Raw genomic sequence first — 15,815 nt, forward strand, 5'->3', positions numbered from 1 at the left:
TGGAGGAACCATTGACCGGTTCAGTTCGGCCTTGCGCCATGAGTGAAATAAAGCTGCCAGCTTTTTCGGGCGGCCACACAGTTGAAGTACAGTTTGAGCCGGTAAAGTCCCTCCCTTCGGTGCTTTTCGCATCCGACTTTTTCTGCGCGCGCATGGGAGATAGTTCCTCATGCTAGTGTGCAGCTGCAATGTTATTACCGATAAGGACATCGAAGCCGTCGTTATCGAGCTTCTCGATCAGGATTGCTGGCAACTTATCGTACCTGGCACCGTCTATAACATCATGTCCAAGCGCGGCCGTTGCTGTGGCTGCTTCCCAAACGTCGTGGAAACGATCATAAGGGTGACTGAAGAGTATCATCTTCGTCATAACCAAATGGACGAAAACGTGATCCAGTTCATGGATCGTGTACGTTCTCTACGCGACAAATTCGGGAGTTCATGGAATGAAAGGCGAACCAAAGGTCATCGAGCGGCTTAACGAGGCACTTTTCCTCGAGCTTGGCGCTGTAAACCAGTATTGGCTTCACTACCGCCTCCTCAACGACTGGGGCTTCACGCGTCTTGCCAAGAAGGAACGTGAAGAGTCTATCGAAGAAATGCATCACGCCGACAAGCTGATTGACCGCATTATCTTCCTGGAAGGTTTTCCAAACCTGCAGACCGTAGCTCCGCTGCGCATCGGCCAGAACGTCAAGGAAGTTCTGGAAGCCGATCTTGCAGGCGAATATGACGCCCGCGCTTCCTACAAGAAGTCCCGCGAAATCTGCGACGAACTCGGCGACTATGTTTCCAAGCAGCTTTTCGATGAGCTTCTGGCTGATGAGGAAGGTCACATCGACTTCCTCGAAACCCAGCTCGACCTTCTCGCCAAGATCGGCGAAGAGCGTTACGGCCAGTTGAACGCGGCTCCGGCCGATCAGGCCGAGTAAGCCAACCTCACCAAGTATCAAGAAGCCGGAGCCCTGCGCTCCGGCTTTTTTTGTCATCTCAACTTTACCGTTGCCCCTTTATCGTGATATTGCGCGCGCAATTTCCGATATTTGCAAGGTTCTCCCAATGAGCGCACCGCGCGTCAGTTTCGTTTCCCTTGGCTGCCCGAAGGCGCTTGTCGATTCCGAACGCATCATCACCAGCCTTCGCTCCGAAGGTTATGAAATCTCCCGCAAGCATGACGGCGCCGATCTGGTGATCGTCAATACCTGCGGCTTTCTCGATTCCGCGCGCGATGAATCGCTGGATGCCATCGGCCTTGCCCTCAACGAAAACGGCAAGGTAATCGTGACCGGCTGCCTGGGCGCAGAGCCCGAGGTCATCCGCCAGCGCCACCCGAACGTGCTCGCCATCACCGGGCCGCAGGCCTATGAAAGCGTGATGAGCGCGGTGCATGAAGCGGCCCCTCCCGCGCACGACCCGTTTGTCGATCTGGTGCCCCCGCAGGGCGTGAAGCTGACCCCGCGCCATTACGCCTACCTGAAAATCTCCGAGGGCTGCTCGAACCGCTGTTCGTTCTGCATCATTCCGGCGCTGCGCGGCGATCTCGTCTCGCGCCCGATTGATCAGGTCCTGCGTGAAGCGGAAAAGCTGGTCAATGCAGGCGTGAAGGAAATCCTCGTCATCTCGCAGGATACGAGCGCCTACGGCCTCGACATCAAATATCAGGAAGCCATGTGGCAGGACCGCACGGTTCGCACCAAGTTCCTCGATCTCTCGCGTGAACTGGGCGAGATGGGCGTATGGGTGCGCATGCACTATGTCTACCCCTACCCGCATGTCGATGAAGTCATTCCGTTGATGGCGGAAGGCAAGATCCTGCCTTATCTGGATATTCCGTTCCAGCACGCCTCGCCCGCGGTGCTGAAGAATATGCGCCGCCCCGCACATCAGGAAAAGACGTCGCGCCGCATTCAGGCCTGGCGTGAAACCTGCCCTGATCTGGCCGTGCGTTCCACTTTCATCGTCGGCTATCCAGGTGAAACGGAAGAAGATTTCCAGATGCTGCTCGACTGGCTCGACGAAGCCAAGATCGAACGCGCCGGCTGCTTCAAATATGAGCCGGTCAAGGGTGCGAAGGCCAATGACCTCGGTCTGGAGCAGGTACCGGAAGAGATCAAGGAGGCCCGCTGGCATCGTTTCATGGCCAAGCAGCAGCAGATTTCGACCAATCTCCTCAAGAAGAAGGTCGGCAAGCGCCTGCCGGTCATCATCGACGAGTCGAACGGAACGGTTGCCAAGGGCCGCACGCGCTACGATGCTCCGGAAATCGACGGCAGCGTTCACATCCAGTCGCGCCGCCCGCTTCGCGTCGGCGACATCGTGACGGTAAAGATCGAAGCGAGCGACGCCTACGATCTGCACGGCATGGCGGTCTGATGGCGGCGGACGCGGCCATAAAGATCAGAAAAACAGCCTCGGCTGACGTGGCGGCGATTGTCGCCATGCTGGCCGATGATGCGCTGGGCGCAAAGCGTGAAGATGCGAGCCTTCCCTTGCGGGATTCCTATCGCAGCGCATTTGCAGCCATCGACGCCGACCCCAACCAGCTTCTGGCTGTCGTGGAGCAGGATGGCGAGATCATCGGCTGCATGCAGGTCAGCTTCATACCCGGCCTCTCGCGGATGGGCATGTGGCGCGGCCAGATCGAAAGCGTCCGGATTGCGAGCCGCATTCGCGGCGGTGGAATCGGTCGTCAGATGATCGAGTGGGCGATCGAACGGTGCCGCGAACGCGGCTGCGGCCTGGTGCAACTGACAACAGACAAATCACGTGCCGACGCATTGCGTTTCTATCGCTCCCCTGGCTTCATCGACAGCCACGAAGGACTTAAGCTATCGCTTTAACAGACGGCTTCAATACAATGTAAGAAAATAAAAAGGGCGCTTTGAGCGCCCTTCTTTTTGATCGTGGTGAAAACTCACTGCGGTAGCTTGTCGTCCACGCCAGCGACGTAGAAGTTGAGGCCCAGCAGGGTCTTGTCGTCAGCCTGTTCGCCTTCTTTCAGCCAGACGGAGCCGTCCTGCTTCTTGATCGGACCGGTGAAAGGCTTCAGTTCGCCGGACTTGATCTTGGCTTCGGTTTCTTCCGCCAGTTTCTTCACGTCGTCCGGCATGTTGGTATAAGGCGCCATCTTCACGAGGCCTTCCTTCATGCCCCACCAGATGTTCTGGCTCTTCCACGTACCGTCGAGAACGGCCTTGGCGCGGTCGATATAGTAAGGACCCCACTCATCCACAACCGCGGTAAGCTGCGTGTCGGGCGCGAACTTGATCATGTCCGATGCCTGACCGAAAGCCTTGATGCCGCGATCATGCGCGACCTGAATGGCAGCGGTGGAATCGGTGTGCTGGGTGATGATGTCCACGCCCTGATCGATCAGAGCCTTGGCTGCATCAGCTTCCTTGCCCGGATCGAACCAGGAATTGGCCCAGATCACCTTGACCTTGAAGTCAGGATTGACGGACTGCGCGCCGAGCATGAACGCGTTGATGCCCTGCACCACTTCCGGCACCGGCACGGAAGCGATGTATCCGGCCACGCCCTTGGTGGACATCTTGGCGGCGATCACGCCCTGCACGTAACGGCCTTCATAGAAGCGCGCATTATAGGCCGACATGTTGTCGGCGGTCTTGTAGCCGGTCGCGTGTTCAAATTTCACATCCGGGAACTTCTTGGCGACCTTGAGGGTCGGGTCCATGTAGCCGAACGAGGTGGTGAAAATCAGCTTGTTGCCTGCACGCGCCAGACGCTCGATCGAACGTTCGGCGTCAGCACCTTCCGGCACGTTTTCCAGGAAGGTGGTTTCGATCTTGTCGCCAAGCGCTTCAACAAGCTCCTTGCGGGCCTGATCGTGCTGATAGGTCCAGCCGAAATCGCCCGGAGGTCCGATATAGATGAAGCCGATCTTCAGTTTATCTTCTGCATGCGCCGCGCCGCCGAGCATAAAGCTCGTCGCGGTGGCTATAGCCAAAAGCGTCTTTTTCATGATCCCTGCACTCCTTGTTTGCACCCACTAACCAGAACGAAAATCCTTGGGAGTGATTTTCGTCTACCCCTCAACCGTTGGCTTTACCTGTCCGGCACGAAGGGCTTGCCGAGCGAAGCCGGCGTATTCATCATCGTCAGGCGCTTGTTGCGCGAAATGATGACCAGCACCACAATCGTCGCAAGATAAGGCAGCGCGGACAGAAACTGCGATGGCAGGCCAAAGCCCAGCGCCTGCGCGTGGAGCTGGCCAATCGTCACCGCGCCGAACAGATAAGCGCCGATCAGCACCCGCCAAGGTCGCCACGAAGCGAAGACGACGAGGGCAAGCGCGATCCAGCCACGACCGGCAGTCATGTTTTCCACCCATTGCGGTACATAGACGAGCGAAAGCTGCGCGCCCGCCAGACCGGCGCAGGCACCCCCGAACAGCACCGCCAGATAGCGTGTGCGCACCACATGCACGCCGAGCGAATGGGCGGAGCCGTGGCTGTCGCCGATGGCGCGCAGGGTAAGGCCAGCCCGTGTACGGAACAGAAACCACGCCACGCCGATAACCAGCAGGATGGACATATAGAAGATCGGGTCCTGACCAAAGAGGAACCGACCGACAAGCGGGATATCGGTCAGATAGGGAATATGAACGGCTTCTAGCCGGACGCCGGGAAGCCCGACAAAACTTTCGCCGAGCAGGGCCGACGCGCCGACGCCGAGGATTGTGAGCGCCAGCCCGGTCGCCACCTGATTGGTGACCAGTATGAGCGTCAGAAAGCCAAAGACGGCGGAGAAGAGAGCGCCCACCAGAACGGCGGCAAACAATCCCAGCCATGCCGAACCGGTCATCTGTGCGATGGCGAAGCCGGACACCGCACCCATCAGCATCATGCCCTCGACACCGAGGTTGAGCACGCCGGAGCGCTCCACCACCAGCTCACCGATGGCCGCGATAAGGAGAGGCGTCGCAGCCGTTGCAATTGTCAGGAGAATAGCCTGTGTCAAATCCATGGGATCAGGCCTTTCCCGCTCGGGCTGCGGATATGAAGCGAATGCGATAGAGGATCAGCGTATCGCAAGCGAGAACGAAGAACAGGATCATGCCCTGAAACACGCGTGCTGACTTTTCCGAGATGCCTATGGAAACCTGTGCCGCTTCGCCGCCAAGATAGGAAAGCGCCAGCACCAGACCGGCCGCGATCGCCCCCAGCGGGTTAAGACGTCCGAGAAAGGCGACGATAATTGCCGTGAAGCCATAGCCCGGGGAAATGACGGGGCGAAGCTGGCCGATGGCGCCCGAAGTTTCCGCAATGCCGGCAAGACCGGCAAGTGCGCCGGAAACCGCAAAGACGAAGAACACCATCCTGCCTGCGCTGAAACCCGCAAAACGCCCTGCCCTCGGGCTTTGGCCGATGACCTTGACCTCGAAGCCCTTCAGCGTGTGCTTGAGCAGAAACCAGACGACCACCGCCGCCACAAGCGCGAAGATGAAACCCCAGTGGGCACGGCCCGATGCACTCCAGATTTCCGGCAGAATGGCGCTATCGTTGAACTGGCGGGTTTCGGGGAAGTTATAGCCTTCCGGGTTGCGCCACGGGCCGCGCACCAGCCAGTCGAGAAACAGTTGCGCGACATAGACAAGCATGAGGCTGGTCAGAATTTCGTTCGTGTTGAAGCGCACTTTCAGCAAGGCGGGAATGGACGCATAAGCCATCCCGCCTGCCATGCCCATCAGCATCATCAAGGGCAGAACCACCCATGACTGCAGATCGGGGAACATGACGGGCAGCACCGAGCCCGCGATGGCACCGGCAATGAACTGCCCCTCGGCACCGATATTCCAGTTGTTGGACAGGAAACAGATGCATAGCCCCACCGCGATCAGGATCAGCGGCGCGGCTTTCACGAGTAATTCATGCCACGACCAGATGTCGAACAAGGGCTCCACGAAGAAGACATAGAGCGCATGCAGCGGGTCCTTGCCCATCAGCGCAAAAGCGAGACCGCCGAAAACCAGCGTCAATGTCAGCGCAAGCAACGGCGACAAGGCGCTGAAAAGTTTTGAGGGTTGCGGGCGTTTGACGAGTTCGATCCGCATCATGCAGCCTCTCCAGAAACACCGCCCATCAGGAGGCCGATCTTTTCCAGCGTCACATCGGCAATCGGCATTGGATCGGAAAGCTGGCCGTGGTTCATGACCGCGATCCGGTCGCTGATTTCAAGAAGTTCATCAAGGTCCTGGCTGATAACGAGAACTGCGGAACCGGAACGCGCAAGATCGACGAGCGCCTGACGAATATGCGCCGCAGCACCGGCATCGACGCCCCATGTCGGCTGGTTCACCACCATGACAGACGGTGAACGGTCAAGCTCGCGCCCGATGATGAATTTTTGCAGATTACCGCCGGAAAGTGCGGATGCTAGTGGATTTTCAGCGCTCTTGCGCACATCCATCCGTTCGATGATGCGCTTTGCAGCCGACCGAAGCGCGCTCTCCGCGATCAGCCTGAGTTTGCCGCCGCGCAGGAACATTTTCGCGTCGGTCCTGTATCGCGACAAGAACAGATTGTCGGTTAATGTCATGGTTGGAACGGCACCGTGTCCAAGCCGTTCTTCGGGCACGAAGGCCGCGCCCATCATGCGCCTTTCGCTAATGCCTGCCTTGCCTGCATCCTTCCCGCGAATATGCAGATTCGAGGCGCTGGACTGCAACACTTCACCGGAAACGGCTTCGAAAAATTCGCCCTGCCCGTTGCCCGCAACGCCTGCAATGCCAACGACTTCGCCAGCGGCAACCGAAAGCGAAATATTTTTCAGCGCCGTCGAAAACGGTCCGCGCGGCGGTTGCGACAGCGACCTGATTTCTAAAAGCGCATCGTCACCCGCATTTTGCGCCGCAATGGGAGTGCGCGCCACGACGTTGATGTCGTTTCCAACCATCATGCGGGCAAGCGATGCGGCGGTTTCCTTGCGCGGATCGCAATGCGCGACAACCTTGCCATGCCGCAACACCGTCGCGCGGTCACAAAGGCGCTTCACTTCCTCCAGACGATGGCTGATATAAAGGATCGACTTGCCTTCGGCTTTCAGCCGCTCCAGCGTTTCAAACAGCCTGTCGGCTTCCTGCGGCGTCAGCACCGAAGTCGGTTCATCCAGTATGATCAGGTCCGGCTCCTGAAGGAGACAGCGCACAATCTCGATGCGCTGGCGTTCGCCAACCGACAGGTCGCCGACATGCGCTTGCGGATCGACAGGAAGTCCATAGGTCTTGCCGACCTCACGCGCACGTTTTGCAACCTCGGAAAGCGGAAGCGAGCGGTCCAGCGACAAGGCGATGTTTTCAGCGGCGGTAAGTGAATCAAACAGCGAAAAATGCTGGAAAACCATGCCAATGCCGAGTTTTCTTGCAGCGGCAGGTTCGTCTGTCGCGACAGGCTGCCCTTTCCAGACGATTTCGCCTTCAAGGGGTTGCAGGGCGCCGAACAGCATTTTCACGAAGGTGGACTTTCCCGCGCCATTTTCGCCCAGGAGCGCGTGAATCTCGCCTTCCCCGATGGTGAGATCGACACCATCACAGGCCCGCAGCTGACCAAATACTTTCGTGAGCCGGCGGACATCAAGAAGAGGCCGGTCGGTTAAAGGCGCTGTCATTGTTCCCCATTTGTATTTTTGAGCGACCTTAGCCAGCAAGTCTGCTCTTGAAAAGCCCAAAAGCAAGCAGCGGTGGACATATGCACACCGCCGCGATCATCAGTCAGTTCAGGGAAGCAGAATGGTCGTTCCTGTGGTCTTGCGGGCTTCCAGATCCTCATGCGCCCTTGCCGCATCCTTGAGCGCATAGGTCTGGTTGATCTCGATCTTGACGGCGCCGGTTCCCACCACATCGAAAAGCTCTGCCGCCGTCTTTTCGAGGTCGGCCCGCTTGGCGATGTAATTGAACAGGGTCGGTCGCGTGGCGAAGAGCGATCCCTTCTGGGCCAGAATGCCCAGATCGAACGGCGGAATGACACCGGAGGACTGGCCGAAGCAGGCAAACATGCCAAGTGGCTTCAACACATCCAGTGAGCCCATATAGGTATCGCGTCCAACGGAATCATAAACCACATCGACGCCCGCTCCGTCCGTCAGCTCCTTCACCTTTTCGGCGAAGTTTTCAGTGCGGTAATTGATGACGTGGTCGTAGCCGTGCTTTCTGGCGAGCGCGATCTTTTCTTCCGATCCTGCCGTGCCGATGACGGTAGCCCCGAGGTGCTTCGCCCATTGCCCGGCAATGAGCCCCACACCACCGGCGGCGGCATGGAAGAGGATCGTCTGTCCCGGCTCGACCCTGAACGTGCGCCGCAGAAGATACTGCGCCGTCATGCCTTTCAGCATCATCGAGGCGGCGGTCTTCAGATCGACATTATCGGGAACCCTGACCAGCCGTTCGGCTGGCAAAATGCGCTCGTCTGCATAGGAGCCCGGTGTGGCGACATAGGCAACGCGATCGCCGACGCGAACATCGCTCACGCCCGGACCAACCGCCACGACCGTGCCCGCACCTTCATTTCCAGGCGTGAACGGCATCTGCGCCGCCTTGTAAAGCCCCGTGCGGAAATAGACATCGATGAAGTTAAGACCGACGGCTTCGTGGCGCACCTTCGCCTCGCCCGGACCGGGTTCACCGATCTCGATCTGCTCATACTTCATGACGTCCGGACCACCGGTCTGGTGGACGCGAATAGCATTGATCATGGTGCTTCTCCGCTCTTCTGCTTCTTTTCGACAACCTTTCTGGCCTTCGCAAGTGCCGCTTCACGGCCCAGGCTCGGGAAAAGCTGCATGATCGCCCCGATGAAATAGATGTAAAGCCCTGTCACGGAAACGCCGACGCGAACCCACAGCGGCGCATCCAGAGTATAATAGAGCGCAGCGGCACCAAAGGCACACCAGAGCAGGAAAACAGTCAGGTTGAGCGGGCGCAGGCGCACGACGCGCACCGGATGCAGGAAGTTGATCGGCAGGAACGAAAGGATCGCCGAAACGACGACAGTCGCGAATGCGACCCACTCGCCCGGCCTGACGATGAAAAGCGTAAAGACGACCATGTTCCAGACGACCGGGAAACCCTTGAAGAAGTTTTCCTTCGTCTTCATGCCGGTATCGGCATAATAGATCGCGCTCGAAACCACGATTATGGCACCGGATATGAACGACAGATAGGTGCCCATGAATCCGCTTTGATAAAGCGCGAAGGCAGGTATCAGAACATAGGTGACGTAATCGATGATGTTGTCGAGAAGCTCGCCGGACCAGTTCGGAAGAACATATTTCACCTCGAGCTTGCGCGCGATGGGACCATCGATGCCATCGACGAAAAGCGCCAGCCCCAGCCACCACCACATCGCCGTGTAGCGCCCGTCGCTGGCCGCCACAATGGAAAGGAATGCCAGAAACGAACCCGATGCCGTCAGAAGGTGAACCGAAAACGCCTTGGCTTGCGGCGCGGTGACTTTCTTGGCTTTGAGTTTTCCGGTCAGTTTGGTTTTCACGCCGTCCGCCATTTCAGTTTGTCGCCGCGCTTATCCCGCCCAAGACAATCCCCGAGGCGGCGAGTATATTTAATCTATCGGGGAACGCGTACACTACACAAACTGACATCCCCAAAACTAATGATCATCGAAACCTTTTCCTTCCGGAAAAAGCCATGATCCTGGAGCAGCTTTCCCTGAATAAGCGCAAAAGAGCAAGTAAGGCGTGAGGCAAATCCGCCATAATCCCACGGAAGAATGGCCTTTTGGCTGTATTTCGGTTTAAGTGCGGCTGGAATCATCAGACGATGCACGAGGCCCGCAATGTCGGGCCGGGGATGAAACACGATGAACGATCTTGTTGTGAACAAGCCACTCACCGACATTGTCATCAGCGGCAGCGGACCTGCCGGCATGATGGCTGCGCTGGCCCTCGGCGCGAAAGGCTATCGCACCGTCCTGCTCGGACCGGAGACCGACAAGGGAGACCGTCGCACGACAGCGCTCATGATGCCGGCCATCAGATTGCTGGAGGGACTGGGCGTCTGGCTGGATATCGAGCCGGAAGCGGCAGCCCTCGCCTCCATGCGCATCGTGGATGCGACACGGCGGCTTGTGAGAAGCCCCGTCGTGACCTTCCGGGCCGGTGAAATCGACGAGGCCGCGTTCGGCTACAACATCCCCAATGCCGTATTGAACGAGAAACTTTCTGAAGCCGTCGCACGCAATCCGAGTATTCAACGCATCAATGCACCCGTCATCGAATATCGCCACAATGGCGACCACGTGACCGTCACCCTGTCGGGCGGCGATACGCTGCATACGCGGCTGGTCGTTGCAGCCGATGGACGCAATTCGATGGCTCGCGAAGCCGCCAGCATTCGTACACGCCGCTGGAGCTATCCGCAGACGGCCGTTGTGCTTTCCTTTTCGCACACTGTCGATCATGAAAACATTTCGACGGAGTTCCACACCGAGGAAGGCCCTTTCACCCAGGTTCCCCTCAAAGGCAAACGCTCGAGCCTTGTCTGGGTTGTGAATCCGGGTCGCGCCGAAACGCTTCTTGCACTTGATGACGCCACGCTCGCCAGGCGCATCGAGGAGATGATGCAATCCATGCTCGGCAAGATCGAACTCGAAATAAAGCCCCAGGCCTGGCCGCTTTCCGGCCTCGTGCCCCATGTCTTTGCAGCCAGACGCACGATTCTCATCGGCGAAGCGGCGCACGTTTTTCCGCCAATCGGCGCACAAGGCCTCAATCTGGGATCGCGCGATGTCGAAACGCTGGTCAAGGCCATAGAAAGCGATCCGGCAGATCCCGGTTCGGATCGGGTCATTCGCGCCTATGACCGTGCGAGACGCCCGGATATTCTGGCCCGCACCGGCTCCGTCGATGCACTCAATCGTTCGCTTTTGTCCGGCATGCTTCCGGCGCAGATCGTGCGTGGCGTGGGGCTGGAAATGCTTCGCTCCTTTGCGCCGCTGCGCGCGTTCTTCATGCGTGAAGGGCTTCGTCCCGGCAGCGGTTTCTCGCATCTTCTTCCGAAACTGCCGAGGCTTCCACACCCAGGCGACGGAAAACGCTCCAGCTAACCTGATTTTCGGACCACCTGACACATCAAACTGACAGAATTGCCGGTCGCCGCCGACTTTAATTTGTCGCGCGGTGAACTAAATAATGTTGCATGGGTATGACACAGATAAAGCACGCGAAATTCCAGATCGGCCAGGTGGTCAAGCACCGGCTATTCCCCTTCCGCGGGGTCATCTTCGACGTAGATCCAGAATTCGCGAATACGGAAGAATGGTATGAATCCATTCCCGAGGAAGCGCGCCCGCATCGCGATCAGCCATTCTATCATCTGCTCGCTGAAAACGCGGAATCCGAATATGTCGCCTACGTTTCGGAACAGAACCTCGTGCCGGATTTGAGCGGCGAGCCCCTGCGCCATCCGCAGATAGAAGAAATGTTCGACCGGCTGGATAACGGTTCATATCGCGTAAAAGCGCAGCACTCGAACTAGGGCGCGTTTCGCTCCGATTGACTCGGATCGACGCCCTAATCGCTTCTCTTTGAAGCATCATCATTAAGATAGAAGCGTCTTTTAAAGCGATAGTTGAAAAGAAAAGGGGCGCTCGAAGCGCCCCTTTCTCGTGACAGACTGGATGCAGCTTAGTTTGCTGCGCCCTTTGCCTTGTCCTGTTCAGCCTTCATCTTGGCTTCAAAGTCTTTCTGCTTCTTCTGGACGGCGTCCTGAAGTTCCTTCTGGCGTTCTTCCAGTTCCGACTGCTTGAGAGCCGGGCCAGTCAGAGCGCCGGAGAAGCCGGTGAGTGCAACCGGAATCGGGTTCGGCTTGTTCTGATAGTTGACCGAAGTCAGGGTCAGCTTGCCGCCCTTCTTGAGCGCATTGATGAGATCGTCGGTCAGCGGAGCTTCGGCGATGCAGCGATCCGGGAAGCAGATGCCGTATTCAAGCTTGACCGGCTTGTTGTTGTCGATCTGAAGGCCCACACCGGCAGGAATCAGACGGCCGATAGGAACGGTCACCTGAAAGATCTTGCGGTTGATCTTGCCCTTGATCTCGATGAGGTTGACGGCGGTCAGGAGCTGGCCGGAATCCGCGGTGACGATGTTCTGCGTGTTGCAGATGTCATTGTCTTCCTGCTTCGAGCAGACCTTGAACCAGCCCTGTGGCGGCTGCTGCGCCGATGCAGGCATCGTCGCGGAGGCAAGCAGGGCGAACGCGCCAGCAATGGCAGATGCGGCAGCGATTGTCTTCGTGCTGGACATGATCAACAGGTTCCTTTCAACACTCTGATCTATAGTTCCCGTTCTGTAGTTAAGTCAGCGATAGACCGTCACTGATTTGAAAATGCGGCAACAGCGTGACCTTGAGGGTTTTAGCCCCCATTCAGGCCCTATCCGGGCCCAATCCGGAGCCGTGTTACAACGACTAGGGGCATGAATCCAGATGAGTTTCGACATTCCATGCTCGGAATCCGCCAAAATCTTTGTTTTAGCTCCTACTGTCACGCGGCGGACACGCCCTAATTCCGCACTTAATGTACGATCATGCTAGTTTTCGGTTCCGAATCGGCGCTTCCCGGCGGCGACCATCAAACTTGTTTACAATGGACGATTGAAGTTGAACGGATTGATTGCCTATCTCCGCAAAGCGGTTCTTGCGAGCTTTACCGGAGCGGCTGTCGCCGCAATGCCGGTGCAGGCGGTAGCGGAAACCCAGCCGGACTACGCGCTCTCCATGCATGGAGACGTGGCGCTGCCAGCCGACTTCACCCATTTTCCTTACGCAAACGCCGACGCGCCGAAGGGCGGCGCGCTCACAATGGGCGTTGTCGGCACTTTCGACAGTCTCAATCCATTTGTGCTGAAAAGCATGCGTACAACGGCGCGCGGCCTGTTTCTTGACAGCGATCTGGGAAATCTGGTTTTCGAACCATTGATGCAGCGTTCGCGAAACGAACCTTTCACGCTCTATCCTCTCCTTGCGGAGAAAGTCTCTACCGATCCGGATCGCAAATGGGTCGAGTTCACGTTGAACTCGAAAGCGAGATGGTCTGACGGCCAACCGGTGACGGTGGACGATGTGCTCTTCACCTACGACATCCTGACGGAAAAGGGACGCCCTCCCTACAATAACCGGATGAGCCGTGTCGAAAAGATCGAGAAGACGGGCGAACGCTCCGTTCGCTTCACATTCAACGACAAGTCGGACCGTGAGTTTCCTATGCTTATCGCGTCCGTTATGCCCGTGCTGCCAAGGCACGCCATCGATCGCGAAACTTTTGGCAATTCGTCCCTTAAACCACCTGTTGGAAGCGGCCCGTACCTTGTTTCCGGCGTGCAGCCCGGCCAGCGGATCGTCTACAAGCGCAACCCTGATTATTGGGGCAAGGATTTACCCTCCCAGCGCGGCCTCAACAATTTCGACACTTTGACAGTCGAATATTATCGCAACGAAACTTCCCTTTTCGAGTCCTTCAAGAAGGGGCTGCTCGACGTCTTTATCGAAGCAAACCCGACCCGCTGGCAAAAGCTCTATGATTTCCCGGCAGTCAAGCAGGGACGGGTTATCAAGGACAACTTTGAAAAAGGCACCCCAGCCAATCTGCTGGGATTCGTGTTCAATACGCGCCGCCCGATCTTCGCCGATCGGCGCGTCCGGCAGGCGCTGGGACTGCTGTTCGACTTTGAATGGGCCAACCGCAATCTCTTTGCCGATCAGTACCGGCGCACGCAAAGTTACTGGGAAGGATCGGAGCTTTCTTCCGTTGGCAAACCTGCGGACGACCGCGAGAAGCAATTGCTTGCGCCTTTCCCCGACGCTGTTCGCGAGGATGTCATGAATGGCACATGGCATCCGCCGGTAACGGACGGCAGCGGCCATGATCGCACGCCTGCAAAGAAGGCCTATGATCTGCTGACGGAGGCAGGCTTCCAGTTTGAACACGGTCTTGCGGTCGATCCTTCGGGCAAACCGCTCACGTTCGAAATCATGACGCGCTCGCCCGACGAGGAAAAGGTCGCGCTTGCTTACAAGCGCAATCTCGCGCGGCTCGGCATTACGGCAGAAATCCGCACCGCAGATGATGCCCAGTATCAGCAACGCCTGCAAACGTTCGACTACGACATGATCCTCGGCGCGCTGACCGGTTCGCTTTCGCCCGGCAATGAACAATGGATGCGCTGGGGCGCGGCCTCCCGGGATGTGCAGGGAAGCTTCAACTATCCCGGTGTTGCCGATCCGGCGGTCGATGCGATGATCGAAGCGCTGCTGGCCGCAAGGACCCGTGCAGATTTCGTCAGTGCGGTCCGCGCGCTTGATCGGGTGCTTATCTCCGGCGACTATTACGTTCCGCTCTACTACCTGCCCTATCAATGGGTGGCGCGGTGGGACCGCATCGAACATCCGCAGAAGACTTCGCTCTACGGTTATCAACTGCCGACATGGTGGCGCGCAAAACAATGACCGGGCTTTAACGTCAATGTAATTCGCCCTACATCCACCCAATATATGATGAGTATTCTACGGGAGGCCGAGCCTCCCGGTTCCTGCACGGAGATTGAACCATGGCCGCCAGAAAGATAACTATCGATGTGGTCTCGGACGTCGTCTGCCCATGGTGTTTTCTGGGGCGCAAGCGCCTCGAGGCAGCTCTTGCCATGGTGCCGGATGTGGAGGCGGAAGTTCGCTGGCGTCCCTTCCAGCTGGACCCTACCCTGCCTCCGCAAGGCAAGGATCGCCAGGCCTATATGCGGGAGAAATTCGGCACCGGCGGGAAGATCGATGACATCCACAAACAGTTGACCGAGCTTGGCGAGGAAAACGGCATCGTCTTCGATTTCGACGCCATCGCCCGCGCGCCGAATACGCTCGACGCACATCGCGTCATCCATTGGGCGGCACAGGCTGCACCCGATACGCAGGATCGGATGGTCGGCCTGTTGTTTTCGCTCTATTTCGAGCAGGGACAGGATATTGGCGACCATGAAGTGTTGGTTGATGCGGCGGCAAGCATCGGCATGGACGCAGCAGTTGTCGCCCGGCTTCTTCAAAGCGATGCCGACAAGGCGACAATTCGCGAGGAGATAGATACGGCCAGCCGCATTGGTGTGCGCGGCGTGCCGTGCTTCATCATCGACCAGAAATACGCCGTCATGGGCGCACAGACGGCCGATGTCCTTGCCGACGCCATCCGCCAGACAGCGGAAGGTTTTGAGCCAGGAATTGCCGAAGATCGCTGAAAGAAAAGCTATAAAAAAGCCCGCGCTCCATCTGGACGCGCGGGCTTTTTCTTTGAATAATTGAGTGCCTACATGCTCTGATCGGACACGCGAACCAGAGTCCAACATGGCTGCTTGGCAAATTCATATTCCATATATTCGCCGCCGTCCGTGCCCTTGATGACTACGATCTTATTGCCATTGGCACCATCTTTGTATTCGGCCTGCAGCTTCTGACGTTCCAGCGTTGCCATATCTGGCATCACAGGCCATTCAACGTCAGCGAGTGGAACTTCCTTGCTTGTCTTTTTTGGCTCCGGGTCAGCTTCCATGTCGAGGCCTTCAAAGATGACTGTCTTGGCGGTCTGAGCTTCCTGAATCGCAATGTTATGGCTGAAACGCGTGACAAAATTCTCGATACCTTCAACCTTGCAGTTGAGTGTGGTCAGAGCAAAAGCCGATTGAGAAGCCAACACAAGTGCACCCGCAGTGCAGAAAATGCGCAAAGCATTCTTAAGCATCAAAGTTCTCTCCGTTCTAAAATCTCGGGACCAACAGGCGGCTCCGAACCCTCAGTTTTTATC

The 15,815-nt window shown here is 57.5% G+C and carries 16 protein-coding genes; 8 read left to right on the plus strand and 8 right to left on the minus strand.

Annotated features, from left to right (window positions below; all coding sequences use genetic code 11):
- Positions 1-169: 169 nt before the first annotated feature.
- From ABWW28_RS09190 to ABWW28_RS09205, 4 genes are all read left to right on the plus strand, one after another.
- Positions 170-481 (plus strand): (2Fe-2S)-binding protein, encoded by a 312-nt coding sequence (locus tag ABWW28_RS09190; protein WP_006468895.1) that lies wholly within the window; start codon positions 170-172, stop codon positions 479-481.
- Positions 447-932, plus strand: coding sequence for a bacterioferritin (bfr, locus tag ABWW28_RS09195; RefSeq protein WP_006468896.1), 486 nt, complete (start codon positions 447-449; stop codon positions 930-932). Before ABWW28_RS09190 ends, bfr begins: the two co-directional genes overlap by 35 nt.
- A 127-nt stretch (positions 933-1,059) precedes the next feature.
- Positions 1,060-2,373: a 30S ribosomal protein S12 methylthiotransferase RimO gene (gene rimO, locus ABWW28_RS09200; protein WP_006471364.1), complete on the plus strand. Its 1,314-nt coding sequence runs from the start codon at positions 1,060-1,062 to the stop codon at positions 2,371-2,373.
- Positions 2,373-2,840 (plus strand): GNAT family N-acetyltransferase, encoded by a 468-nt coding sequence (locus tag ABWW28_RS09205; RefSeq protein WP_353390823.1) that lies wholly within the window; start codon positions 2,373-2,375, stop codon positions 2,838-2,840. The genes rimO and ABWW28_RS09205 overlap by 1 nt, the downstream gene beginning before the upstream one ends.
- A gap of 74 nt (positions 2,841-2,914) precedes the next feature.
- Here ABWW28_RS09205 and ABWW28_RS09210 read toward each other — a convergent pair whose 3' ends face one another.
- From ABWW28_RS09210 to pcsA, 6 genes are all read right to left on the minus strand, one after another.
- Entirely contained in the window at positions 2,915-3,982 is a 1,068-nt protein-coding gene (locus ABWW28_RS09210) for a BMP family ABC transporter substrate-binding protein (protein ID WP_006471365.1), read from the minus strand.
- 83 nt (positions 3,983-4,065) lie between these two features.
- Positions 4,066-4,986, minus strand: coding sequence for an ABC transporter permease (locus ABWW28_RS09215; protein ID WP_006468900.1), 921 nt, complete (start codon positions 4,984-4,986; stop codon positions 4,066-4,068).
- Between the two features lie 4 nt (positions 4,987-4,990).
- Complete coding sequence (locus tag ABWW28_RS09220) at positions 4,991-6,073, minus strand: ABC transporter permease (protein WP_113462883.1); 1,083 nt, start codon at positions 6,071-6,073, stop codon at positions 4,991-4,993.
- Positions 6,073-7,626 carry an ABC transporter ATP-binding protein gene (locus ABWW28_RS09225; protein ID WP_353390825.1) on the minus strand — a complete coding sequence of 518 codons (1,554 nt, stop codon included), beginning with the start codon at positions 7,624-7,626 and terminating at the stop codon, positions 6,073-6,075. Before ABWW28_RS09225 ends, ABWW28_RS09220 begins: the two co-directional genes overlap by 1 nt.
- 108 nt (positions 7,627-7,734) lie before the next feature.
- Positions 7,735-8,709, minus strand: a complete 975-nt coding sequence (locus tag ABWW28_RS09230; RefSeq protein WP_006468903.1) for a quinone oxidoreductase family protein — start codon at positions 8,707-8,709, stop codon at positions 7,735-7,737.
- A complete protein-coding gene (gene pcsA / locus ABWW28_RS09235) occupies positions 8,706-9,518 on the minus strand; it encodes a phosphatidylcholine synthase (protein ID WP_006468904.1) in 813 nt (270 codons plus the stop codon). The genes ABWW28_RS09230 and pcsA overlap by 4 nt, the downstream gene beginning before the upstream one ends.
- 315 nt (positions 9,519-9,833) lie before the next feature.
- On the opposite strand from pcsA, the gene ABWW28_RS09240 reads away from it, so the two are divergent.
- On the plus strand, positions 9,834-11,078 hold the full coding sequence (locus ABWW28_RS09240) for a UbiH/UbiF family hydroxylase (protein WP_176587738.1): 1,245 nt from the start codon (positions 9,834-9,836) through the stop codon (positions 11,076-11,078).
- Between the two features lie 92 nt (positions 11,079-11,170).
- The gene (gene hspQ, locus ABWW28_RS09245; RefSeq protein WP_006468906.1) at positions 11,171-11,509 is read left to right on the plus strand and encodes a heat shock protein HspQ; all 339 of its coding nucleotides are present in this window, start codon (positions 11,171-11,173) and stop codon (positions 11,507-11,509) included.
- Positions 11,510-11,658: 149 nt separating this feature from the next.
- Here the strand turns inward: hspQ and ABWW28_RS09250 are convergent, their stop codons facing one another.
- Entirely contained in the window at positions 11,659-12,276 is a 618-nt protein-coding gene (locus tag ABWW28_RS09250) for an invasion associated locus B family protein (RefSeq protein WP_006471370.1), read from the minus strand.
- A 349-nt stretch (positions 12,277-12,625) separates the two neighbouring features.
- Here ABWW28_RS09250 and ABWW28_RS09255 point away from each other — a divergent pair, with 349 nt between their 5' ends.
- A complete protein-coding gene (locus ABWW28_RS09255; protein ID WP_376780708.1) occupies positions 12,626-14,476 on the plus strand; it encodes an extracellular solute-binding protein in 1,851 nt (616 codons plus the stop codon).
- Positions 14,477-14,577: 101 nt separating this feature from the next.
- Positions 14,578-15,252, plus strand: a complete 675-nt coding sequence (locus ABWW28_RS09260) for a DsbA family oxidoreductase (protein ID WP_176587737.1) — start codon at positions 14,578-14,580, stop codon at positions 15,250-15,252.
- A gap of 68 nt (positions 15,253-15,320) precedes the next feature.
- On the opposite strand, the gene ABWW28_RS09265 is transcribed toward ABWW28_RS09260, so the two are convergent.
- The gene (locus ABWW28_RS09265) at positions 15,321-15,752 is read right to left on the minus strand and encodes a hypothetical protein (RefSeq protein ID WP_025090213.1); all 432 of its coding nucleotides are present in this window, start codon (positions 15,750-15,752) and stop codon (positions 15,321-15,323) included.
- Positions 15,753-15,815: the final 63 nt, after the last annotated feature.

Source organism: Brucella sp. NBRC 14130 (assembly GCF_040371715.1).
In the GTDB taxonomy this organism is placed as follows: Bacteria; Pseudomonadota; Alphaproteobacteria; order Rhizobiales; family Rhizobiaceae; genus Brucella; species Brucella intermedia.

Bases quoted from the DNA above. Each gene is read 5' to 3' on its own strand.
- ABWW28_RS09250 (WP_006471370.1), bottom strand. From the start codon at position 12,276: ATGTCCAGCACGAAGACAATCGCTGCCGCATCTGCCATTGCTGGCGCG.
- ABWW28_RS09260 (WP_176587737.1), top strand. From the start codon at position 14,578: ATGGCCGCCAGAAAGATAACTATCGATGTGGTCTCGGACGTCGTCTGC.
- pcsA (WP_006468904.1), bottom strand. From the start codon at position 9,518: ATGGCGGACGGCGTGAAAACCAAACTGACCGGAAAACTCAAAGCCAAG.
- rimO (WP_006471364.1), top strand. From the start codon at position 1,060: ATGAGCGCACCGCGCGTCAGTTTCGTTTCCCTTGGCTGCCCGAAGGCG.
- ABWW28_RS09215 (WP_006468900.1), bottom strand. From the start codon at position 4,986: ATGGATTTGACACAGGCTATTCTCCTGACAATTGCAACGGCTGCGACG.
- ABWW28_RS09205 (WP_353390823.1), top strand. From the start codon at position 2,373: ATGGCGGCGGACGCGGCCATAAAGATCAGAAAAACAGCCTCGGCTGAC.
- ABWW28_RS09265 (WP_025090213.1), bottom strand. From the start codon at position 15,752: ATGCTTAAGAATGCTTTGCGCATTTTCTGCACTGCGGGTGCACTTGTG.
- ABWW28_RS09190 (WP_006468895.1), top strand. From the start codon at position 170: ATGCTAGTGTGCAGCTGCAATGTTATTACCGATAAGGACATCGAAGCC.
- hspQ (WP_006468906.1), top strand. From the start codon at position 11,171: ATGGGTATGACACAGATAAAGCACGCGAAATTCCAGATCGGCCAGGTG.
- ABWW28_RS09225 (WP_353390825.1), bottom strand. From the start codon at position 7,626: ATGACAGCGCCTTTAACCGACCGGCCTCTTCTTGATGTCCGCCGGCTC.
- bfr (WP_006468896.1), top strand. From the start codon at position 447: ATGAAAGGCGAACCAAAGGTCATCGAGCGGCTTAACGAGGCACTTTTC.
- ABWW28_RS09240 (WP_176587738.1), top strand. From the start codon at position 9,834: ATGAACGATCTTGTTGTGAACAAGCCACTCACCGACATTGTCATCAGC.
- ABWW28_RS09210 (WP_006471365.1), bottom strand. From the start codon at position 3,982: ATGAAAAAGACGCTTTTGGCTATAGCCACCGCGACGAGCTTTATGCTC.
- ABWW28_RS09220 (WP_113462883.1), bottom strand. From the start codon at position 6,073: ATGCGGATCGAACTCGTCAAACGCCCGCAACCCTCAAAACTTTTCAGC.
- ABWW28_RS09230 (WP_006468903.1), bottom strand. From the start codon at position 8,709: ATGATCAATGCTATTCGCGTCCACCAGACCGGTGGTCCGGACGTCATG.